We start from the raw sequence: 23324 nt of genomic DNA, 5'->3' as shown, positions 1-23324 counted from the left end.
GTGGGGGTCCGCTCGAGCGAAGGGTTAGGCGTCAATGGCGCAGGCCCCAAGAATTGCGCCTGGAGCGCTGTGTTCCGGCTCGATTGCTTTCCGCTCTGCGTCGGCTAGTCGGGATAGTGCCATTAGTGTCTCGAGAACCTGGGTGAACTGCCGCTCGAAGATGAGATTCTGGTTCTCCGGGACCTGCTTTGCGATCTCCGGAAGTTGAGAGTATGCAAGCCGCATGACCCGTAGATGTTGCGCCGTCCGTAGAATCTGCACTTTGACCCGAGGTCGTAGGGCATCGCCGTACGTGGTCACTAAGCGTTCAATCTCATCGGCGACGGCGGGACCTATTGCTGAGAACAGTCGCTTATACCGGTCCCAGTTCTCCTGCGTGAAGGTGTGCTTCGAGTTTTCGATCAGGTACTCCCAGCCATCTGATACCCAAGCAACGGAATCGCGAAACTGCCCCGGGTAGAGGTCCATATATGCGTTCTTCCAGCGGTACGGCGCCAGATGCAGATCTAGAAGCACTTGCGATCTGTACTCCAACTCCTCGGCTGCGAGACCTCCTGGTGCGATTCTGAGGCGAACAATGTCTTGCCAGCTCTCGTTGTACTTTCGCAGCAGAGGCAAGTTCAGGTTCCGAGCGAATGCGTGAGTTGTGTGTGCATCGCTGTGGCAGTCCTTACAAAGGACGATGAGGTTGCCCATCTCGTTGTTGCGGGGGTTCTCATCGAGATGATGAATCTCGACCTTGCGATTTCGATCTCGGCATACGCAGCATGTGCGGTCCGAGCGAAACAGGACATCTGCTGCCACCTCTGCCGGAATTGCGACGCGTTGCATGGTCGTTGGAGTATGTGACGCCAAACTTGTGGGTTATCTGACCAAACACCGGATACCCACAACCGCAGTCGTTACACAAAGCCGCATGGCATCCAAAAAAACGTTTGGAATCAATCCTGTAGCTCATCATACTGGTTGCATGGTGGTGTTGACGGTCCAGGAGGTTCAGACGCTGCTTTTGCAGATGGCAGGCACCGAGGCGCTACTGGCCGCCCTGCTCTACGGCTGTGGAATGCGCCTGCGTGAAGCGCTGGGCCTGCGGATTAGCCCGCTGGATGCCATGGCGATTGAGAACTGAAGGTCCGGTTTTCGGCACGTGGGGAAAGGACTGCTCCGGGCCCAATGCAGAAGTTCGACTTTGCCGAAAGCTGTCATTTGTTGAACATCGCCGTGACCGCCGCTACTTGTCGTTGGCCGCCTTGTAGATGTGCCGCAGGTCACCCTCAACCCCTGACGCTCCTGACAGCTTGCGATTGGCCTCCAGTACCAGCATCTCAGCTTCGACGTACTTACTCTCGCGCGACAGCATTTCGGAACGAGTCACGGCGTCGCGCACCACCTCGTACAAACCGAGATTTTCTAGGTCAGCTCGGACTGCTTCAACTGCTGCTTTGTAGTGCGAGTAGCCGTGCTCAAGCAACAAGTCATCTGCTCCACTACCGAAGAGGGCTAAGTGCCCCTGCAATCCCGCCAATGTGTGAAAGAGTTGTTTCACTGCTTTTGCATTTTTCATCTTGAGCCCAACGCGGGAATCGAGTGCTCTCACTGCCCGCTTCTGGCCGATCGCATACGTCAAACTCCCGCGCCGCCGCCCGAAGGGCGGCCCTTCCTGCGCAAGCTCACCGGAACCCCGCCTCCCCCATCCACCTTCTCACCAACCCCACCAACCTCTGCTGGCTCGCCAGCGTGGTGAAGGTGTGGTCGCAGCGCTCGAAGTACTCGATCAGCAGGCGGCCGTTGAAATCCAAAGAGGGAAACGCGTCCTGCAGCTGCCGGCGGTAGTTGTGCTGGCGTTCGCGGTCGGAGGTGAGCACGGTGAGGAACTGAGCGCCGTTGGCCAGGGCGCGGCCATAGGCGTTTTCCAGGTAGGCGCGCACCTCGGGGTGTTCCAGGGTCACGGCCGGGCGGGCCGCGGCCATGTCGCCGCCCGCCGCGCCGCCCTCGCCCACCGGCGCCCCGTGGGCGCGGCGCTTGAGCAGTTGCCACACGGGGTGCCGGCCCAGGGCCACGTTCTTCCAGGTGCGCAGGCTCAGCAGGCGGCCCGAGTAGTGCTTGAGGTAGTAGCCCTTGGTGCGCGGGATCGAGGGGTCCAGCAGAACCACACCGGCCACGCGCGGGTCGCCGGCCGCGTAGATGACCGAATGGTCCGCGCCGGAGCACAGGCCCACCAGCACCACGCGCTTCACCTGCCGCGTGGCCTGCAGGGTGTCGATGGTGTCGCGGATGTCGGCCAGGGCCGCGTCCAGCGGGGCCGATCCGTCCTCGCGGCCCTGGCTGTCACCCAGACCGGACAGGTCCACGCGCAGCACGGGGAAGCCGTCGGCCGACAGGGCCCGCGCCAGGGACACGTGCAGGCGGTTGGGGCCCACGCGGTGGATGATGCCGGCGTTGAGGATGATGACGAAGGGCGGGTCTTCGCGCGGCGCCTGGCCATTCGCCGGCGGCAGCGGCGGCGTGATGACGCCGACCAGCCCATTGGCCGGGCCGAGCAGGAGCGTTTGTTCGGCGGCGTGGGGGCTCGTCATGACACCGTCCACTCCACCACGCGGCGCAGCAGCTTCACCGGCACGGCCCCCGCGCCCGAGTGCCGGTCTTCCAGCCAGGCGGGCTGCACATCGATGCGCTCCAGCGCCGAGCCATCGCCCGGCGGCAGCGCCGCGCCCAGCGCGCCCCAGGCCTCGCGCGCTTCGCTCACCACGGCCAGGCTGCGCGCGGGCCAGCTGGGCATGGGGTTCAACAAGTCGATGGCCTCGATGTCGCGCACCAGCGCCTCACTCAGCGCAAAGCCCAGCAGCTCCGACGGCCCCGCGCTCAGGCCGCGCGTGCGCAGGGTCTGTTCGTGCAGCGCGCGCAGTTCGGCCAGGTGCTCGCGCCCGCTGAGCACCGGGTCCCACAGCACCAGGCCGTCCACGTCGCGGCGGCGCTTCGTGGCCGCGCGCGCCGCGAGCGTGGCGCCCAGGCGCAGGCCCACCAGGGTCACGCGCTGCAGGCCCGCCGTGTCCTTCAGTTCGTCGATGGCGGTCATCACGTCGTCTGTCCAGCCGTCGATGCGCGCGTCGACCATGTCGCCGGCCGAGTCGCCGGTGCCGTGGCAGTCGAAGCGCAGCACGTGTACGCCGGCCTCGCTGAGCCATTTGCCCAGCTGGGCCATGCTGCGGTGCGCGCGCAGGTACTCGGGGCCCCAGGGCGCGCACAGCACGGCGCCGCGCGCGCGGCCACCGCTGGCGCGCGCGGGGGTGTAGAGGCCGAACAGGCGGCGCGACCGCTCGCCGAAGTACAGGGGTGTCATGCCTTGACCACGCCCTTTCCAGCCGCGGCCGAGGCCACCACCTGCCGCAGGTTCTGGAAGAACAGCGTGCGCGCGTCCATGCGCCAGCCCAGCTTCTGCTCCACCGCCAGCACCACGCGCAGCGAGAGCAGCGAGTGACCCCCAAGCTCGAAGAAGTTGTCCTCGGCGCCCACGCGCTCCACGCGCAGGATGTCGCGCCAGATCTCGGCCATGGTCTGCTCGGGGCCGCCCTCGGGCGCCACGTAATGCCGCGCGGCCTGCACCGCGTTCTTGAACGGGTCGGGCAGCGCGGCGCGGTCGGCCTTGCCGTTGGGCGTGAGCGGGATCGCGTCCACCGCCGCCACCACCGAAGGGATCATGTAGTCGGGCAGGTCGCGGCGCAGGTGGCGGCGCACGTCGCTGGCGGTGAGGTCGGCGCCGGGCGCGAAGACGATGTAGGCCACCAGGCGCAGGTCGCCGGGCGCGGCCTCGCGGCCCATCACCACGGTCTGGCGCACGGCCTCGTGCGTGGCCAGGCGGGCCTCGATCTCGCCCAGTTCGATGCGAAAACCGCGGATCTTCACCTGGTGGTCGAGCCGGCCCAGGTGGTGCAGCCGGCCCTCGGCGTCCCAGCGCGCGAGGTCGCCGGTGCGGTAGAGGCGCGCGCCGGCCTGTGCCGCGAAAGGGTCGGCCACGAAGCGCTCGGCCGTGAGCTCGGGCCGCCCGTGGTAGCCCAGGGCCACGCCCGCGCCACCGATCCACAGCTCGCCGGGCACGCCCACGGGCAGGGGCTGCTGGTGCGCGTCGAGCACGTAGACCTGGGTGTTGGCGATGGGCCGGCCGATGCCCACCACCGCGGGCGACGGCGCCACGCGTTCGGCGGTGGACCAGATGGTGGTCTCGGTGGGGCCGTAGAGGTTCCACAACTCGCCCACGCGGTTAAGCAGCGCGTCGGCCAGCTCGCGCGGCAGGCCTTCGCCGCCGCAGAAGGCGCGCAGCGCGGGCGAACCGGTCCAGCCCGATTCGATGAGCAAACGCCAGCTGGCGGGCGTGGCCTGCAGCACCGTGGCGCCGCTGGCCCGCAAGGCCTCGATCAGCGAGGGCCCGTCGCTCGCGGTGTCGCGGGAGAGCAGTTCCACGCGCGCCCCCACCAGGAGCGGTAGGTAGAGCTCCAGGCCCGCGATGTCGAAGGAGATGGTGGTGATGGCCGCCAGCACGTCCTCGGCCGCGAGGCCGGGCGCCTGGCGCATGGCGCCGAGGAAGTTGCTCAGCCCGCCGTGCGACACCACCACGCCCTTGGGGCGGCCGGTGGAGCCGGAGGTGTAGATCACGTAGACCGGGTCGCCCGGCGCGGGCGTGCCGTCGAGGTCGCCGCCGTCGAGCGCCGCCAGCGCGCCGGCCTCGCGCGCGGGGTCGAACAGCCGCACGCCGGGCGGCGGGTCCACCGCGTCCGCGGCCTCGCCGGTGGTGAGCAGCACGGTGGCGCCGCTGTCGTCCAGCATGTAGGCCAGGCGATCGGCGGGAAAGCCCGGGTCCAGCGGCACGTAGGCGCCGCCGGCCTTCTGCACGGCGAGCAAGGCCACCAGCATGTCCAGCGAGCGTTCGATGCACACGCCCACGCGCACACCCGCGGCCACGCCCAGGCCGCGCAGGTGGCGCGCCCATTGGTTGGCGCGGCGATTGAGCTCGCCGTAGCTCAGCGATTCGCCCTCGAAGCGCACGGCGGTGCGCCCGGGCGCGCTCGCCGCCTGGCGCTCGAACTGGCGCGCGAAGGGCGCGGTATCGAGCGCGCGCGCGGTGTCATTGAAGTCCACCAGCAGTTGCCGGCGCTCGCCGTCGGTGAGCAGGGGCAGGCGGCTGATCGGCGCCTCGCCCAGCGCCAGCGCGGCGCGCAGCAGCACCTGCAGCTGCGAGGCCAGGCGCTGCATGTGGGCGGCGGAGTACAGGTCGCTGCGGTATTCCAGGCTGCACAGGATGCGGCCCTCGTGCTCGCGCGCGAACCAGGTGATCTCGTTGAGCGCGCCGCCGCTGTGCACCACCACGTCGCCCTGCTCGGGCGCGGCGGCGGCCTGGTGGTAGACCACCGCCAGCTGGAACAGCGGCGAGTGCTGGAAGCTGCGCACCGGGCGCACGCGCTCCACCACGGCCTCGAAGGGGGTTTCGCGGTGCGCGTGCGCGTCCAGCAACGCGCCGCGCGCGCGCCGCAGCAGCTCGCTGAAGCTGGGGTCGTCGGCCAGGCGCAGGCGGATCACCAGCAGGTTCACGAAGGGACCGATGAGGTCCTCGAACTCGGCGCGCTCGCGCACGCCCATGGGGCTGCCGATGAGCGCGTCGCCCTGCCCCGTGTGCGCGCGCAGCAGCGCGGCGCCGGCGGCCAGGAAAGCCATGTAGACGGTGGCGTGGCGCTCCTGCACCCAGCGTTTGAGCGCGGCGCTGAAGGTGGCGTCGAACTCGAAGTCCACCGTGGCGCCGCGCGCGGGCGCGTCGCTGGCCGGCAGATCGGGCGGGAACATGGAGGTGGGCGGCGCGCCCTTGAGGGCGTCGTCCCACCAGTCGAGGTCGGCGCGGATGGCCTCGGGGCGCTGGTGCTCGCGCTGCCAGGCGGCGTAGTCGGCGTACTGCAGGCGCGCGGGCCCGCCGTGCGGCTCGGGCGCCGGCGACTGCAGCTCCCGCGCCAGCTCGCGCAGCAGGATCTGCAGCGACCAGGCGTCCACCGCGATGTGGTGGGCCGCCACGATCAGCCCGTAGCCGTCGGGCGCGAAGTCCAGCAGCTCGAAGCGCAGCGGGGTCTGGCGCGACAGGTCGATGGGCGTGTGCACCGCGCGCTCCCGCGCGGCCTGCACGGCGGCCAGGCGCTCGCCGGCCGGCAGGTGGCGCAGGTCGTGCACGGTCACGGGCGGCACCTCGACGCGGCGCGCGCCGGGCACGCCGTCCTCCTGCACGAAGTGCACGCGCAGGCCGAGGTGGCGCGCGTGCACGCGCTGCACGGCGGCCAGCAGTTGTTCGCGCGGCACCTCGCCGCGCACGGGCCAGGCCAGGGCCAGCAGGTAGGTGGTGCTCTCGGGCTCCAGCTGCTGCAGGATCCACAGGCGCTCCTGGAACAGCGAGAGCGGCAGCAGGCCATCGTGCGCCACGCGGGCGCGCGGCGCCTCGTCGGCCCTCGGCGCCTGCCCCGTGTGCGCCACCGCGCCGCGCTCGGCCAGCAGCGCCATCAGCTCGGCCTTGTGCGCGGCGATGTCGGCCTTGAGCCCATCGTCGAGCCGGCCGCGGCTGGCGCTCACGCGCAACCGGCCTTCGGCCACTTCCAGGTCCACACCCAGCCCCTCCAGCCGGTGCAGCAGTTCTCGCGCATTCAAAACTCGATCTCCTCCCGATCGTCGTCGTTGGCTTCGGTCGTGGCCAGGCCCTCCTGCACCCGCTGCGCCAGGGCCTGCAGGGTGGACGCGTCGAACATGTCGCGCAGCGCCAGCTGCACCCCGAGCGATTCGCGGATGCGCGCGAGCACCCGCGTGGCCAGCAGGGAGTGTCCCCCCAGGTGGAAGAAGTCGTCGTGCGCGGCCACGCGGTCCACGCCCAGCAGCTCCACCCAGATGGCGGCCAGGCGGGCCTGCACATCGCCCGGCGGCGGGTCGTCGGCATTCGCGGCACGCGCCGGCGCCGCCTGTCCCTCTGGCGCGGTGCCGCGCGCCGCCGCCTCGGCGCGCGGCGCCTCGATCGGCGGGTTCAGCGCGGCCGAGCGCGCCAGCGACAAGGCCTGCGGCAGGTCGTAGGGCACCACCACCACGCGGCGCAGCTCGCTGGCGAGCACGCGCTCGAAGGCGTCCAGGCCGTCGGCCGTGCCGATGGCCTGGGCCAGATAAGCGTCCCAGGCGGCGCGGCGCCAGGCGGGCACCTCCAGCTTCGCGGCCATGCCGACCTCGCGCCAGGCGCCCCAGTCGAAGGCCACCACGCGCCGCCAGGCCGGCGGCGCCTCGGCCGATTCGGCGAAGGCGTCGAGCACGGCGTTGGCCGAGGCGTAGTCGGCCACGCCGGGCGCGCCCAGCACGGCGTTGATGGAGCTCATCAGCACCACCAGCTCCAGCGGCGTCTCGGCCAGCAGCTCGCGCAGCACGCGCAGGCCGCCGAGCTTGGGCGCGAGCACGGCCTCGATGGACTCGGGCGTCTTCAGCGCCGACAGCGCGCCTTCGCCGGCCACGCCGGCCGCGTGCACCACGGCGTCGATGCGGCCCCAGCGCGCGCGTGCGGCCTGCACGGCGGCGGCCATGGCCGTGGCGTCGGCGGCGTCGGCCTGGGCCAGCTCCACCTCGCCGCCCGCGGCCTCGATGGCGCGCAGCGCCGTGATGGTCTGGGCGTGCCGGTCATCGCCGCCGTGCGTGGCCAGCCAGGCGTCCCAGCCGGCGCGCGGCGGCAGCGCGGTGCGCGCGGTGAGCAGCAGGCGCGCGCGGCGCCGCTCGGCCAGGCGCTGCGCGATGGCCAGGCCCATGCCCCCCAGGCCGCCGGTGATCAGCACCACCGCGCCTTCGCGCAATGGCAGGGCGTCGGCGCCCACGGCGGGCAAAGCGGTGCGCTCGTGGCGGCGCAGCCAGCGCTGGCCCTGGCGGAGCGCCACCATGTCTTCCTCGTCGCGCGCCAGGGCTTCGTCCAGCAGGCCCTGCGCCGCCGACTCGGCGGATGCGGCGCCCGTGGCCTCCAGGTCGAGCTGGCGCAGGCGCAGGCCCGGCATTTCCAGTGGCAGGGCCAGCACCGGGCCGATGGCGAGCGCGGCCGCCGAGCGCGCCACCGCCTCGCCCAGCACGCTGTGCGCGCCGGCCGTGGCCAGGATCACCCGCACCGGCTCGCGGGCCGTGGGCGCCAGCGCGGCGGCCAGCGCCACGGGCGCGTGGTGCAGCCATTGGGTGGCCTCTGTGTCGCTGCCCTCGTGCGCCTGCAGGCCCCACAGCGCGAAGGCGCCCACCACCGGCTGACCGGCCGCGCGGGCCTGGGCCACGGCGGCCTCGGCCTCGGCCGGCGAGGCGATGCGCACGGCGCGGCCACCGGCGTCGCCGACCTGGCGCGCCAGCGCCTCGGCCAGCGCTTCGGCCCCACCCGCGATCAGCCAGGTGCCCGACAGCCCGGCCGCGCGGTTGCGCGGCGCGCGCGACCAGGTGGGCGCGTAGAGCCAGTCGGCCACGTCGCGGCTGAAAGCCAGGTCCTGGGCCTCGCCCGGCTTCGCAGCCGGCGCGCTGGCAGGCGGCGCGGGCACCGGCGCGGGCGCGTCGATCGCGCAGCGCTGGCGCTCGAAGGGGTAGGTGGGCAGGGGCACGCGGCGCGCGGGGTGCCCGCCGTGCAGGCCGGCCCAGTCCAGCGCCACGCCCGCGAGCCACAGGCGGCCCGCCGCGTCCAGCGCGGCCGGCGCTTCCTGCTTCGCCTCGCGCGCGCCGCCCAGCGAAGCGGCCACACGCCGCGCGCCCTGCGGGCCCAGCGCCATGGCGGCCAGCGTGGCCAGCGCGCGGCCCGGGCCCACCTCCAGCAGGTGCAGCGAGGCGTCGGCCGAGAGCGTGCGCACACCGGCGTCGAACAACACGGCGCGGCGCAGGTGCTCGGCGTAGTACGCGGGCGAGGTGGCCTGCTCGGGGGTGATCCACTGGCCCGTGAGGTTGGACACGTAGGGGAGCGTGGGCGCTTGCAGCGCGATCCCGCGCACCAGCGCGGTGAAGGGCTCGAGCACGCCGTCCATCATGGAGGAATGGAAGGCGTGCGAGGTGTGCAGCGGCTGCGCCTCGGTGCCCATCGCGGCGAGCGCGGCCAGCCCGGCGTCCAGCGCCTCGCGCGGGCCGGCGATGGCGCACAGGCCGGGCGCGTTCACGGCCGCGATCTCCAGCGCCGGCGCGTTCGCCGCCAGCCAAGCGCGCAGCGCGCCTTCGTCCATGTGCACGGCCGCCATACCGCCGGGCGCCATGCCCTGCATCAGGCGGCCGCGCGCGGCCACCAGCGCGAGCGCGTCGGCCAGCGACAGCACGCCCGCCAGGTGCGCGGCCACGTACTCGCCGATGCTGTGGCCCAGCATGGCCGCGGGGCGCACGCCCCAGCTCTGCCACAGCAGGGCCAGCGCGTACTCGGTGACGAACAGCGCGGGCTGGGCGTAGCGCGTCTCGTTGATGGTGGTGTCGCCCGCCGGCGCGAACAACAGCTCGCGCAGGTCGGTGCCCAGGGGCTCGCGCAGCAGCCCGGCGCAGCGGTCCACGGCCTCGCGGTAGACGGGGTACTGCGCGTACAGCCCCGCGCCCATGCCCGCGAACTGGCTGCCCTGGCCGCTGAACAGGAAGGCCACGGGGCGCTCGCCGCCCTCGTGTCGCGCGCCGTGCATGGGCGGGCGCTGCGGCGCGTCGAGCGCGGCGATGAGTTCGGCCACCGAGGACGCGGCCACCGCGCGGCGCTGCGCGAAGGCGCGCCGGCCGGTCTGCAGGGTCCAGGCGGTGTCGCGCAGCGCCGCCTCGGGATGGGCCTGCAGGTGCTGCTTCAGGCGCTGGGTGGCGGCGTCCAGCGCGGCCTCGGTGCGCGCGGACAGCACGATGAGCTGCGGGCCTTCATCGGCCAGCGGGCGCTCCTGCTCGGGCGCCTCTTCCAGCACCACGTGCGCGTTGGTGCCGCCGATGCCGAAGGAGCTGACGCCCGCGCGGCGCGGTGTGGGCCCGGCCGGCCAGGGCGCGGCCTCGGCGCTCGCGGTGAAGGGTGAGTCCTCCAGGTTGAGCTGCGGGTTGGGCCGCTGGAAGTTCACCAGCGGCGGCAACTCGCGGTGCTGGAGCGCCAGCACGGCCTTGATGAGCCCGGCCACGCCGGCCGCCGCGTCCAGGTGGCCCAGGTTGGCCTTGAGCGAGCCCAGGCGGCAGAAGCCGCGCTGGTCGGTGTCGCCCTCGAACACCTGGCGCAGCGCGGCGATCTCGATCGGGTCGCCCAGCGGCGTGGCCGTGCCGTGCGCCTCGATGTAGCCGATGCTGCGCGGCGCCACGCCGGCCAGGATCTGCGCGGTGGCGATGGCCTCGACCTGGCCGTCCACGCTGGGCGCGGTGTAGCCGGCCTTGCCGGCGCCGTCGTTGTTGATGGCCGCGCCGCGGATGACCGCGTGAATGGTGTCGCCGTCGGCCAGCGCATCGGCCAGGCGCTTGAGCACCACGATGCCCGCGCCCGCGCCGGGGCGCGTGCCCTTGGCCTCGGCGTCGAAGGGGCGGCAGCGGCCGTCGGGCGAGAGGATCATGCCCTCCTGGTAGAGGTAGCCGCCGCGCTGCGGGAAGCTCAGCGACACGCCGCCGGCCAGGGCCATGTCGCATTCGTGGCGCTCCAGCGCGCGGCAGGCCGCCTGCACCGCCACCAGCGAGGTGGAGCAGGCGGTCTGCAGCGTCATGCTGGGGCCGCGCAGGTCCAGCTTGTAGGACACGCGCGTGCAGAGGAAGTCCTTGTCGTTGCCCAGCATGAGCTGGTAGCCGCCCACCGCCGCCGCCAGCGCGGGCTGGCGCAGGATCTGCGACATCAGGTAGGTGTTCATGCTGGCGCCCGCGTACACGCCCACCGGCGCCTCGATGGCGCCCGGCGCGTAGCCCGCGTGCTCCAGCGCCTCCCAGGCGCACTCCAGGAAGAGGCGCTGCTGCGGGTCGATCACCTGCGCCTCGCGCGGCGACAGGCCGAAGAAGGCGGCGTCGAAGTGCTCCGATTCCTGCAGCACGGTGCCGCGTTTCACGTAGCCGGGCAAGGCGCTCAGCGCGGGGTCCACGCCGGCCTCGCGCAGGTCCTGGTCGCTGAAGTCCTCCAGCGATTCCACGCCCTCGCGGATGTTGCGCCAGAAGGCGTCGAGGTCGGCCGCGCCGGGGAAACGCCCCGCCAGGCCGACGATGGCGATGGCGTGGGCGGGGTACTGGTCCTTGAGGTTCATCCGTCAACCCTGAATCTGTTTCGCGGCCCGGGCGCGCGCGCGCTCCAGCGCCGAACTCGCGCCCGCCGGCGCACCCAGGCGCTCCGCCTGCGCCGCCACCGTGGTGCGCTGGAACAACTCGACCAGCGCGATCTCCTGCCCGAACTCGCGCTTGAGCGCGGCCTGCAGGCGCACCAGCAGCAGCGAGTGCCCGCCGATGTCGAAGAAGTTGGCGTGCAGGCCCACGCGATCGAGCTTGAGGACCTCGCGCCACAGCGCGGCCACCTGGCGCTGCACCGGCGACATCAGGGCCTCGGCCACCTCGTCGGCCTCGCTCGGCGCGGCGGCCTCGGGCACCGGCAGGGCCTTGCGGTCGACCTTGCCGTTGGGCGTGAGCGGAAAGGCCTCCAGCACCACGAACTGGCCGGGCACCATGTACTCGGGCAGCTGCGCGCGCAGCGTGGCGCGCATGGCCTCGGCCTCGGGCCGGGCGCCGGCCTCGGGCACCACGTAGGCCACCAGGCGCTGGTCACCGGGCGTGTCCTCGCGCACGTGCACCACATTGCCCTTGATGCCCGGGTGGCGCGAGAGCACGGTCTCGATCTCGCCCAGCTCGATGCGGAAACCGCGCACCTTCACCTGGTGGTCGCGCCGGCCCACGAACTCCAGTCGGCCGTCGGCCAGGAAGCGCACCACGTCGCCGGTGCGGTACACGCGCGTGGGGCCCACGCCGGGCAGCTCCAGCGTCACGAACTTCTCGGCCGTGAGCTCGTCGCGGTGCCGGTAGCCGCGCGCCAGGCCGTCGCCGCCGATGCACAGCTCGCCGCCGACGCCGATCGGCGCCGGCAGGCCCGAGGGCTCCAGCACGTAGACCTGGGTGTTGGCGATGGGCCGGCCGATGGAGATGCCGCGCGCGGTGTCGGTGATGCGCTGAACCGTGGACCAGATGGTGGTCTCGGTGGGCCCGTACATGTTCCAGAGCTCGCCGCCGGTGGCGATGAGCTTGTCGGCCAGTTCGCGCGGCAGGCCCTCGCCGCCGCACAGCATCTTCAGGCCGGGCCGGCCGCGCCAGCCGCTGTCGAGCAGCAGGCGCCAGGTGGCGGGCGTGGCCTGCAGCAGCGTGGCCTCGTGCCGGTCCAGCAGCTGCGCCAGCCGCAGGCCGTCGAGCGCGGTGGCGCGCGCGGCCAGCACCACGGTGCCGCCCACGGTCAGCGGGCCATGGATCTCCAGGCCGGCGATGTCGAAGGACAGCGTGGTCACGGCCACGAAGCGGTCCTGCGCGCCAATGCCCGGCTCGCGCTGCATGGACAGCAGGAAGTTCACCACCGAGCGGTGCTCCAGCATCACGCCCTTGGGGCGGCCGGTGGAGCCCGAGGTGTAGATGACGTAGGCCAGGTCGTGGGGACCCGCGGCGGCGGGCGGGTTCAGGGGTGACAGCGCCGCCAGTTCGGCCTCGCCCGCGTCCAGGCGCACGCCGTGCACGCCATCGGGCAGGCCATCGGCCAGCGCGGATTGCGTGACCACGATGCCCAGCTCGGCGTCTTCCATCATGTAGTCGAGCCGGTCCTTGGGAAAGGCCGGGTCCAGCGGCACGTAGGCGGCGCCGGCCTTGAGGATGCCCAGCACCGCGACCACCATGTCCAGGCCGCGCTCCATCCACACGCCCACCAGCGAACCCGCCCCCGCGCCGAGCGAGCGCAGGTGGTGGGCCAGGCGGTTGGCGCGCGCGTTCAGCTCGCCGTAGCCCAGCGCCTGCTCCTCGAAGCGCACGGCCACCGCCTCGGGCGTGCGCGCCGCCTGCGCCTCGAACAGGCCGTGCACGGTCTGCTGGCGTGGGTAGTCCCGGGCGGTGGCGTTCCAGTCGAGCAGCAGCTGGCGCTCCTCGGCCGGGGTGAGCAGGTGCAGGTCGGCGATGCGCGCCTCGGGCGCGTCGATGAAGCCGCGCAGCAGCCGCTCGTAGTGGCCCTGCCAGCGCGCGATGGTGCTGTCGTCGAACAGGTCGGCGTTGTATTCGAAGTAGCAGCGCAGGCCCTGGGGGATGTCGAAGACGTCGACGGCGAGGTCGAAGCGCGCCGACTTCACCTCCAGCTCCACGGGCTCGCAGCGCAGGTCGGGCAGGTCCAGGCCGGTCAGCTGCATGTGCTGCAGCACGAACAGCACCTGGAACAGCGGCGAGTGGTCGAGCTCGCGGCGCGTGCCCAGCAGGTCGACCAGCATGTCGAAGGGCATGGCCTGGTGCTGGTAGGCTTTCAGAGCGCGGTCGCGCACGCGCGCCATCAGCTCGCGCACGCTGGGGTTGCCCGAGAGGTCGGCGCGCAGCACCAGGTTGTTGGCGAAGAAGCCGATGACGTGTTCGACCTCGGTGCGGTTGCGGTTGGCGATGGCCGAGCCGATGGCGATGTCGGTTTCGCCGCTGTAGCGGTGCAGCAGCACCTGGAAGGCCGACATCAGCACCATGTACAGCGTGACGCCCTCCTGGCGGCCGAAGGCCTTGAGGCGCTGCGACAGGTCCGGCGAGAGCTGCAGCGTGCGGCGCGCGCCCCGCGTGGTCTGCACCGGCGGGCGCGGCCGGTCGGTGGGCAACTGCAGCAGGGAGGGCAGGTCGTGCAGCTCGCGCTTCCAGAACGCCGCGTGTTCGTCCAGCGCGCCCTGCGCGAAGGCCTGACGCTCCCACTCGGCGTAGTCGTGGTACTGCACGGGCGGCGGCGCCAGATTGGGTTCCTGCCCGGTGACCAGGTGGGTGTAGAGCGACTGGAACTCCAGCATGAAGATGCCGATCGACAGCCCGTCCGAGACGATGTGGTCGATCGCGATGGCGAGCACGTGGCGATCGGCGGCCTCGCGGATCAGGCCCACGTGCAGCAGCGGCGCGCGCGTGAGGTCGAAGGGCTTTTGCACGATGCCCTCCGCCGCCCGGGTGGACGCCGCCGCCAGCGCCTCGCCCCGCAGGTGGGACAGGTCGATTCGTTCGATGGCCAGCGGCGTCTGCGCCTCGATCACGCAGCGCGGCTCGCCCTGCACGGTGATGAAGCGCGTGCGCAGGCTTTCGTGGCGCACCACCAGCATCTGCAGCGCGCGCTCCAGCGCGCCGTCGTCGAGCGCACCGGTGAAGCGCAGCACCGCCGGGATGTTGTAGGCGTGGCTGTGCGGATCGACCTGGCGCAGGAACCACAGGCGCTGCTGGGTGTGCGACACCGGCATGTCGGCCTGGCGCGGCACCGGCACCAGCGGGGGCAGCGCCGATCGCGCGGGGGCCGCGCCCGCCCCGGCCTGCGCGCCCAGGTGCGCCTTGACCTCTTCCTTGCGCCGACCGAGCTCCTCGCGCAGCGCCGGGGTCAGCGCGCCTTTGGGCGCGCTGACGTTGAGCTTGTCGCCGTCGACCGAGAGGCGGATGTCCAGCCGCGCCAGGCGCGCCAGCAGATCGGCCACGCCGCCCGAGGCCAGCGGCGTGGGCGCGGCCTTGTCGCCGAGCGCGGCCAGCAGCTCCGCGCGGCGGCCCGCCAGTTGCTGGCGCGTCTCGGGCGAGAGCGCGCCCGGCGGGGCGCGGAAGTGCAGCTGGCCGCCCTCCGCCCACAGCTCCACGCCCTGCGCCTGCAGGGCGGCCATCCATTGCCTCAGCTCCTCGGACACGTGCTCATTGCCTTTCATGGGGAGGTCCCTGGCGCGCCGCGCGGGCCGGCGGACACCCGCCAGGCGAGCAGCGCGGCCACGCCGATCAACAACAGCGCCAGCCACTGCCCGCGCGACGGCCCGGCGCCCCGGGCCAGGGATTCGATGCCGAACATACCAGCCAGGTGCAGCACCAGCACCGGCGCGGCCAGCGACACCGGCGCGGCCTCGCAGGCGCGGTCCAGCGCCCACAGGCCCAGCAGGCCCACCACGCCGATGCCGGCCAGCACCAGCGCGTCGTGCGCGCTGGGCGTCACCCACACCCAGGGCATGAGCGGCGTCAGCAGCGCGAACACGCCAGCGGCGGTGTAGAACAGATTGGCCTGCACGGCCTCCTCGCGCAGCTGGCGCGTCATGGCCACGTACAGGGCGAACGAGGCCGCCATGGCCAGCGGCCAGGCCAGCCGGCCCGGCGCGGCGGGCCAATGGGGTTGCAGCAGCAGCACCGCGGCCAGCGCGCCGAGCGCGGCCGCCGCCCAGGCCAGGGGCGGCACGGATTCGCGCAGCCAGCCGCGCGCCAGCGCCAGGATCAGCAGCGGAGCGACCCAGAACAGCGCCCACACGGTGTGCCCGGTCACACCGCCGACCAGGGCCAGCGCGAAGCTCAGGGGCATGACCAGCATGCACAGCGAGCGCAGCAGCTGGAACAGCGGGCGGCGCGTGCGCCACAGCCGCGAGGGTTCGCGCCAGCCGCAGACCAGCAGCAGGCAGGCCAGGTGCACGGCGTAGCGGCACCACACGATCTGCATCAGGTGGTAGGGCCGCTGGAACTGCGCGCCCACCACGCCTTCGAGCAGCGTCCACGAGAGCACGAACAGCGCGAGCAGCAGCAGCGCACGGCGCCCGTCGCCCAGCGGCGCGGCCCAGGCCGGCGTGGCCAGACCGGTGGTCATGGGACCACCCTCCGTGCGGCGCGCGGCGCGGCGACGCCCATCACAGCCCCCCCCGCACCGACACCGGCGCACCGAGCACCGAATCGCCGAGCGCCGAATCGCGGGTTCCGACACCCGCCACGCGGCGCGCCGAGGCGCGCCACCACACGATGGCCACCACCCCACCGACCAGCGCCGAGGCCAGCACCAGCCGCCACGAAGGCCACTGGCCCCGCAACAGCCCCGGCAGCCACTGCAGCACCAGCACGTGCGCGTACAGCAGGGGCGCCAGGTGCGACAGCGACCAGCGGCGCAGCGCCTGGTCGAGCAGCCACAGCGCCAGGTAGCCGAAGGCGCCGACGCCCGCCAGCAGCGCCAGGTCGCGCCCACTGGGCCGCACCCACACGCCGGGCAGGAAGGGCAGCAGCACCAGCAGGCCCACGGCGGCGACGAAGAACAGCCCCGTCTGCACGGGTTCGTCGCGCAGCAGGCGCGTCAGCGCCAGGTAGACCGCGAGGGCCGCGCCCGACAGCAGCGGCATCAGCAGCGCCGCCAGCGAGCCCGGCAGCGCGGGCTGGAACAGCAGCAGCACGGCCCCCAGCCCGGCCAGCGCGCCCAGCCACAGCACGGCGGCCGGCCGCTCGCGCAGCCACAGCGCCGCCAGCGCCAGCGCGAACAGCGGCGCGAACCACAGGCCCGAGAGCGCGAGCGGGATGGACACGCCCGAGTAGACCGCGGCGGCGAAGGCGAAGGGCAAGGCCAGCATGGACAGGCCGCGCAGCACGTGCCAGGGCGCGCGCCGGCTGCGCCACCAGGGCTGACCGGCGTCGCCGCGCCAGGTCCACAGCAGCAGCATCAGCAGCAGCTGCACGCCGAAGCGCACGCCCTCGACCTGCACCAGGCTGTAGGCCTGGTGCAGCTGCGTGACCAGCACCTCGACCAGCGACCACACCAGCGCGAAGGCCAGCGCGAACAGCACCGCCCCCTGGCGGGTGGAGCGCTGGGCCAGCCAGCGGCGCGCGGGGCGCACGAACGGCAAACGGTTCACAGGGTTCCCTCCTCCCATTCAACGCCCTCGACCGTACCGGCCTCGAGCGCCGCCTCACCAGACGGCAGATCCAGGCCGTCCAGCAGGCTGCTGGCCAGCGAGGACACGCTGGGGCCTTGCAGCAGATCGGCCACGGCCACGGTGGCCTTGAGCGAGGCCTGGATGCGGTTGCGCAGCTCCATGGCCATGAGCGAGTCCATGCCCAGGTCGATCAGCGAGCGCTGCGGATCGACGTGGTGGGCCGCGCCCAGGGCCAGCACGCGCACCACCTGGTCGGCCAGGAAGTCCGACAGCACGGCGTGGCGCTCGGGCGCCGGCGTCTCGCTCAGGCGCGGCAGGATGTCCACCGCCTCGGCCGCCGGCGCGGCCGCCTTGGTCGGCGCCGCGTCGACCAGCGCGCTGAAGAAGGGACCCAGGTTGGCGGGCAGGCGCGCGCGCACCAGCGGCATCGCCGCCATCTGCGGCGCGCGCGCGCCGCGCAGCATCTGCCCGAGCATGCGCATGCCCTCGTCGGGCGTGATCATGCCCAGGCCCATGGCCGCCCAGCGGCGGTGGTGCAGCTCGCCCAGGCCGGCGGCCATGCCGACCTCGGCCCAGCTGCCCCAGTTGATGCTGAGCGCGTGGCGGCCCTGGCTGCGGCGCAGGTGCGCCAGCGCGTCCATGAAGGTATTGGCCGCCGCGTAGTTGCCCTGGCCGGGCGAGCCCATCAGCGCCGCGCCCGACGAGAAGCAGACGAAGAAGTCGAGCGCGAGCCGCGCCGTGGCCTGGTGCAGGTTCCAGGCGCCGCGCACCTTGGGCGACAGCACGGCCTCGAACCGCTCGGGCCCGAGTTCGGCCAGGGTGCCGTCGTCCACCAGGCCGGCGGCGTGCACCACGCCGCGCAGGCGCGGCATGTCGCGGCCCAGACCGTCCACCACGGCCGACACCTGCGCGGCGTCGGCCACGTCCCCCTGGGCCACGCGCACGCGCACGCCCGCCGCTTCCAGTTCGGCGATGGCGGCCTGCGCCTCGGCCGAGGGCGCGCGCCGGCCCATCAGCACCAGGTGGCGCGCGCCTTCGCGCGCCAGCCAGCGCGCCGTCACCAGCCCCAGGCCGGTGAGGCCGCCGGTGACGAGGTAGCTGGCGTCCGCGCGCACGGCGGGCGCGTGGTGCTGGGTGATGACGATCTTGCCCACGTGGTGCCCCTGGCCCATGAAGCGGAAGGCGTCCTCCGCGGCTTCGATGGGGTACAGGCGCTGCGGCAGCGGCTTGAGCACGCCGGTCTCGAAGTCGGCCAGCAGATCGCGCAGCATGTCGCGCACGAACTCGGGCCGCTCGGCGGCCACCTCGCCCAGGTAGAGCGGGTGGTAGTGCACGCCGGGGAACTCGGCGCCGACCTTGGCCGCGTCCCAGATGCCGGTCTTGCCGATCTCGATGAAGTGGCCGCCCGGGCGCAGCAGGCCCAGGCTGGCGGGGATGAAATCGCCGGCCAGCGAGTTGAGCACGATGTCCACGCCCTCGCCCTTCGAGTCGCGGCGCACGTCGGGCACGAAGCTCAGCGAGCGCGAATCGGCCAGGTGGTGGGTGCCCAGCTCGGTGGCCAGGGCGCGCTTGGCCGGCGAGCCAGCGGTGCCGAAGACCTCGGCGCCCGCGCGGCGCGCCAGCTGCAGCGCGGCCATGCCCACGCCGCCGGTGACGGCGTGCACCAGCACGCGGTCGCCCTTCTTCATGCCGGCCAGGTGGCGCAGCGCGTACTCGGCGGTGAGGAAGGTGACGGGGATGGTCGCGGCCTCGGCGAAGGTCAAGCTGGGCGGCTTCTTCACCGTCATCACGGCCGGCGCGATGACCCAGGTGGCGAAGCTCTTGTCGACCATGGCGACCACCTCGTCGCCCACGGCCAGGTCGGTGACGCCCTCGCCCACGGCGCAGACGACGCCCGCGCATTCGTTGCCCAAGGGCCCCGGGTCGCCCGGGTACATGCCCAGGGCGTTGAGCACGTCGCGGAAGTTCAGGCCCGTGGCGTGCACGCGGATCTCAACCTCTCCCGGCCCGGGCGCTTCGCGCGGCACCGGCAGCAGGGCCAGGCGGTCCAGCGACCCGCGCTCGGTGATCTCCAGCCGCAGCGGCCGGGGCTCGGGCACGAAGTCGCCGGGCACCAGGCGCGAGACGTGGCGCAGGCCGCCGCGCAGCGCCACGCGGTCCTCGGCGTCGGCCACGCGCAGGCTGGCCCACAGCAGCTCGGTCTCGTCGTCGCGGTGCGTGGGGTCGAGGTCGACGCGCACGCAGCGCAGGGCGGGGTACTCGGAGGCGACCACGCCGCCCAGGCCCCACAGCGGCGCCTGCAGCAGGTCGGGCACCGAGCCGGCCACGGCCTGCGCGCCGCGCGTGAGCCAGTACAGGCGCGCGTGGGATTCGCCCAGGGACTGCACCACGCGCAGCAGGTCGCCCAGCAGCGCCAGATGCGCGTCCTGCAGGTCGGCGCCGCCGGCCGGCGGCGTGAGCGTCCAGGCCACCACGATGCCCTTGAGCGCGCGCGCATCGGCGCGGGCCGCGGCCTCGATCGCCCGGCGGACCTGCGCGGCGTCCGAGGGGTCCACCCGCCAGCCGTCGGCGCCGCACTCGGCGGTCCCCTCGCCCCGGGCGATCACCGCCACGCCCGCGCCGTCGCGCCGCAGCCGCGCCGCCAGTGCCTGGCCCACGCCGCTGGCGTCGGCCAGCACCAGCCAGCGCCCCTCGGCGTCCGCATCCGGCGCCGGGGTCGGCGGCAGCGCCTGCCAGTCGGCCTCGAAGGCCCACTCCGTGGCCGGCGCGTTGCCGGCCATCGCGCGCTGCAGCAGGGCGCGCGTGACGCGCTTGAGCACCAGCCGGCGCACCTCGGCCACCACCACGCCGTGGTCGTCGAACAGGGTGACGTCGGCGCCCACCGCCTCGGCATCGGGCGTCGCCTCGTCCACGCTCACGTGGCACCACGCCTGCGACAGGCCGGTCTGGTGGACGCGGTAGTTGCCCATGCCCACGGGCACGCAGAGGTCGTCGCTGGGCGTGCCGTCGGGCGCGGTATCGCCCCAGGACAGGCCCACGCCCACCAGTTGCAGGCAGGCGTCGAGCAGGGCCGGGTGCAGCACGAAGGACGGCGCCGCGGCGGCCACGCCCGCCGGCAGGGCCACGCGGCCCAGCACCTGGCGGCCCTCGCTGCGGATCTCGGTGATGCAGCGGAAGGCCGGGCCGTAGTGCGCGCCTTGCTCGGCGAGCCGCGCGTAGTAGGCCTGGACGTCGTGCTCGCGCGCGGCGGCGCCCAGCAGGCCGGCCCGGCGCAGGGGCGCGGGCGCGGCGCTGCCCCGCCCCACCACGAAGTTGGCACCGACGTGCAGCTTCCAGGCCGGCGCGTCGGCGCCCGGCGCCTCGGCGTCGGCGCGGCTGAACACGCGCACCGCGTAGCGGCCCTGATCGGGTTCGTCCACGACCACCTGCACCGTGCGCTGGCCCTCCTCGGGCAGCGGCAGGCCTTCGCGGATGAGCACGTCGAACAGCTGGCCATCGTCGGTGCCCGCGACCTCGCGCCCGGCGATCTGCGCCAGCTCCAGGAAGCCGGTGCCCGGGAACAGCGTGAACTCGAAGATGCGGTGGTCGGCCAGCCAGGGCTGGGAGGCCACGCCGATGTGGCTCTGGAAGATGGACAACGGGCTGGGCACCACGCCGCCCAGCAGCGGGTGGCCGCTGCGCGTGGGCGCGAGCGCGGCGCCCTCGGCCCGGCCGCCCGGCTCGAACCAGTAGCGCTCGCGCTGGAAGGCGTAGGTGGGCAACACCACGCGCTGGCGCGCGGCGGCTTCGCCGAGCACCGCGCGCCACTGCACCGGCAGGCCGCGCGCGTGCAGGCGGCCCAGGCTTTCCAGCAGGCAGCGCGTGTCCGCCCGCCCCTTGCGCAGGGAGGCGATGAAGCTGGCGTCGGCGAGCGCGCTGGCGCGCTGGGCCATGTTCACCAGCGTGGGCGCCGGGCCGACCTCCACGAACACGCGGTAGCCCTCTTTCTGCAGCGCGGCGATGCCGTCGCCAAAGCGCACCGCGTCGCGCACGTGCTGGCACCAGTACTCGGGCGTGCACACCTCCTCGCCGGCCAGGGTGCCGGTGAGGTTGGAGGCCAGGTCCATGCTCGGCGGGTTCAGCCGCACCGTGGCCAGCTCGGCGCGGAAGGCCTCGAGCATGGGCTCCATGAGCGGCGAGTGGAAGGCGTGCGACACCACCAGCGGCTGCGACTCCACGCCCTGCGCCCGCAGGCGCGCCAGCGCCGCCGCGAGCGCGTCGCTGCGGCCGGAGATGACGGTGTTGCCAGGGCCGTTGACGGCCGCGATCGACAGCACCGCCGCGTCGGCCGCGATGGCCTGGCGCACCGTGGCCTCGTCGGCGAACACCGCCGCCATGCCGCCGTCGCGCGGCAGCTGGCCCATCAGGCGGCCGCGCGCGGCGATCAGGCGCAGGCCATCGGCCAGGCTGAACACGCCCGCCAGGCAGGCGGCCACGTACTCGCCCACGCTGTGGCCCATCACGGCCGTGGGCACCACGCCCCAGGAACGCCAGAGCTGCGCCAGCGCGTACTCGATGGCGAACAGCGCGGGCTGGGTGAAGGCGGTGTCGTCCAGGCGCGCGGCGTCCTCGCCGCTGGCGAAAACCGTGTCCAGCAGGCCGTGCGGCAGCAGCGGCGAGACCAGGCGGTCGCACTCGTCCAGGGCGGCGCGAAACACCGGCTCCTGTTCGTAGAGCTGGCGGCCCATGCCGGCGTACTGCGCGCCCTGGCCGGTGAACATGAAGACCACCTCGGGCGCGGCGCCCAGCGCGGCGCGCGCGCGCACCACGCCGGCGGGCGCGACGCTCTCGCCGTCCGGGGCGGCCACGCTGTCCAGGAAGGCCTTGAGCTGGGCGCGCAGCTCGTCGGTGCTGGCGGCCACCAGGGCCAGGCGCTCCACGAAGTGCGAGCGGCCCAGCGCCAGCGTGGCCGCGACCGGCGCCAGCGGCAGCGCGGGGCCGGCGGCCAGCGCCTCATCCAGGCGGCGCGCCTGCGCGGCCAGGGCGGTGGCGGTGTGCGCCGACAGCACCACCAGGTGCTCGGCGCGCGGCGCCTCGCCGGTGGCGGGCGCGGCGGGCGGGGGCGGCGCCTCCTCCAGCACCACGTGCGCGTTGGTGCCGCTGAAACCGAAGGAGCTGACGCAGGCGCGCCGGGGCGCGTCGCCGGGGCGCGGCCAGGCGGTCGGCGCGGTCGGCACGGTGATGGGGTACTGGTCCCAGGCGATCAGGGGGTTGGGCTGGCGCAGGTGCAGGTGCGGCGGCACGGTGGCGTGCTGCAGGGCCAGCACGACCTTCATGACACCGGCCACGCCGGCCGAGGCCTCCAGGTGGCCGATGTTGGTTTTCACCGAACCCACCATGAGCGGGCGCTCGCGCGGGCGTTCGCCGAAGACCTGGTTGAGCGCCTTCATCTCGATCGGGTCGCCCAGCGGCGTGCCGGTGCCGTGCGCCTCGACGTAGCCGATGTCGCCCGGCTGCAGGCGCGCGTTGGCCAGCGCGGCGCGGATCACCGCCTCCTGCGCGGCGCCATTGGGCGCGGTGAGGCCACTGCTGCGGCCGTCCTGGTTGAGCGCCGAGCCGCGCAGCACGGCCAGCACGCGGTCGCCGTCGCGCTGCGCGTCCGACAGGCGCTTGAGCACCAGCACGCCGCAGCCCTCGCCGCGCACGTAGCCATCGGCCGAGGCGTCGAAGGTCTTGCAGTGACCGTCGAAGGACATCATGCGGGCGCGCGAGGTCAGCACCGCGCCGTTGGGCGCCAGCGTGAGGTTGACGCCGCCCGCGAGCGCGAGCTCCGCCTCGCCGTTGCGCAGCGACTGGATGGCCCAGTGGATGGCCACCAGCGAGGACGAGCAGGCGGTGTCCACCGCCACGTTGGGGCCGTGCAGGCCGAAGAAGTACGACAGGCGCCCGGCCGCCACGCTGTGCGCGGTGCCCGAGGGCGTGTAGGCGTCGCCGTGGCAGGGGCCGCGCTCCTCGTTCATGAGGCCGGCGTAGTCGCTGGTGGTGATGCCCATGTACACGGCGGTGCGCGAGCCCGCCAGCGACGAGGGCGCCAGGCCCGCGCGCTCCAGCGCCTCCCACGACACCTCCAGCAGCAGGCGCTGCTGCGGGTCCAGGCTCACGGCCTCGCGCGGCGAGATGCCGAAGAAGGGCGCGTCGAAGCGGTCCACGCCCTCGACGAATGAGCCCCAGCGCGTGTAGCTCTTGCCCATCGCGTCGGGGTTGGGGTCGTAGTAGCGCTCCACGTCCCAGCGGTGCGGCGGCACCTCGGTCACGGCGTCGCGGCCGCTGTGCAGCAGCGACCAGAAGGCCTCGGGCGTGTCGGCCTGGCCGGGGAAGCGGCAGCCCATGCCGATGATGGCGATGGGTTCGCTGCGGGCCTGTTCCGCGGCCGCCAGCTGGGCTTTCAACTGGTCGATGGCCACCAGCGAGCGCTTGAGCAGCGCGGCGTGGTCGGTGCCTTGGCGGGGTTCGGTCACGGTGTTTCCTAAA

General features: G+C 73.4%; 11 protein-coding genes. 1 reads left to right on the top strand and 10 read right to left on the bottom strand.

Annotated elements, in window-relative coordinates; all coding sequences use genetic code 11:
• Nucleotides 1-24: 24 nt before the first annotated feature.
• Complete coding sequence (locus JNX00_RS09285; RefSeq protein ID WP_204744774.1) at nucleotides 25-831, bottom strand: HNH endonuclease signature motif containing protein; 807 nt, start codon at nucleotides 829-831, stop codon at nucleotides 25-27.
• A gap of 85 nt (nucleotides 832-916) precedes the next feature.
• Here JNX00_RS09285 and JNX00_RS09280 point away from each other — a divergent pair, with 85 nt between their 5' ends.
• A complete protein-coding gene (locus JNX00_RS09280) occupies nucleotides 917-1129 on the top strand; it encodes a hypothetical protein (RefSeq protein WP_204744773.1) in 213 nt (70 codons plus the stop codon).
• A 102-nt stretch (nucleotides 1130-1231) separates the two neighbouring features.
• Here JNX00_RS09280 and JNX00_RS09275 read toward each other — a convergent pair whose 3' ends face one another.
• From JNX00_RS09275 to JNX00_RS09235, 9 genes are all read right to left on the bottom strand, one after another.
• Nucleotides 1232-1597: a hypothetical protein gene (locus JNX00_RS09275; RefSeq protein WP_204744772.1), complete on the bottom strand. Its 366-nt coding sequence runs from the start codon at nucleotides 1595-1597 to the stop codon at nucleotides 1232-1234.
• Nucleotides 1598-1670: 73 nt separating this feature from the next.
• Nucleotides 1671-2576 (bottom strand): alpha/beta fold hydrolase, encoded by a 906-nt coding sequence (locus JNX00_RS09270; RefSeq protein ID WP_204744771.1) that lies wholly within the window; start codon nucleotides 2574-2576, stop codon nucleotides 1671-1673.
• Nucleotides 2573-3340, bottom strand: a complete 768-nt coding sequence (locus JNX00_RS09265; RefSeq protein WP_070398020.1) for an alpha/beta hydrolase — start codon at nucleotides 3338-3340, stop codon at nucleotides 2573-2575. The genes JNX00_RS09270 and JNX00_RS09265 overlap by 4 nt, the downstream gene beginning before the upstream one ends.
• Complete coding sequence (locus JNX00_RS09260) at nucleotides 3337-6675, bottom strand: non-ribosomal peptide synthetase (protein WP_204744770.1); 3339 nt, start codon at nucleotides 6673-6675, stop codon at nucleotides 3337-3339. The genes JNX00_RS09265 and JNX00_RS09260 overlap by 4 nt, the downstream gene beginning before the upstream one ends.
• Nucleotides 6672-11225 (bottom strand): type I polyketide synthase, encoded by a 4554-nt coding sequence (locus tag JNX00_RS09255; RefSeq protein WP_204744769.1) that lies wholly within the window; start codon nucleotides 11223-11225, stop codon nucleotides 6672-6674. Before JNX00_RS09255 ends, JNX00_RS09260 begins: the two co-directional genes overlap by 4 nt.
• Before the next feature lie 3 nt (nucleotides 11226-11228).
• Nucleotides 11229-14852 (bottom strand): non-ribosomal peptide synthetase, encoded by a 3624-nt coding sequence (locus JNX00_RS09250; protein ID WP_204744768.1) that lies wholly within the window; start codon nucleotides 14850-14852, stop codon nucleotides 11229-11231.
• Nucleotides 14849-15766, bottom strand: a complete 918-nt coding sequence (locus tag JNX00_RS09245; RefSeq protein WP_204744767.1) for a DMT family transporter — start codon at nucleotides 15764-15766, stop codon at nucleotides 14849-14851. The genes JNX00_RS09250 and JNX00_RS09245 overlap by 4 nt, the downstream gene beginning before the upstream one ends.
• A 40-nt stretch (nucleotides 15767-15806) precedes the next feature.
• Nucleotides 15807-16793: an EamA family transporter gene (locus JNX00_RS09240; RefSeq protein ID WP_204744766.1), complete on the bottom strand. Its 987-nt coding sequence runs from the start codon at nucleotides 16791-16793 to the stop codon at nucleotides 15807-15809.
• Nucleotides 16790-23311: a type I polyketide synthase gene (locus tag JNX00_RS09235; RefSeq protein ID WP_204744765.1), complete on the bottom strand. Its 6522-nt coding sequence runs from the start codon at nucleotides 23309-23311 to the stop codon at nucleotides 16790-16792. Before JNX00_RS09235 ends, JNX00_RS09240 begins: the two co-directional genes overlap by 4 nt.
• Nucleotides 23312-23324 lie beyond the last annotated feature (13 nt).

The sequence above is a fragment of the Hydrogenophaga sp. YM1 genome (assembly GCF_016903055.1).
Lineage (GTDB): Bacteria > Pseudomonadota > Gammaproteobacteria > Burkholderiales > Burkholderiaceae_C > Hydrogenophaga > Hydrogenophaga borbori.
The sequence above is the reverse complement of the archived record's forward strand: the minus strand, read 5'-3'. Positions and strand labels throughout refer to the sequence as shown.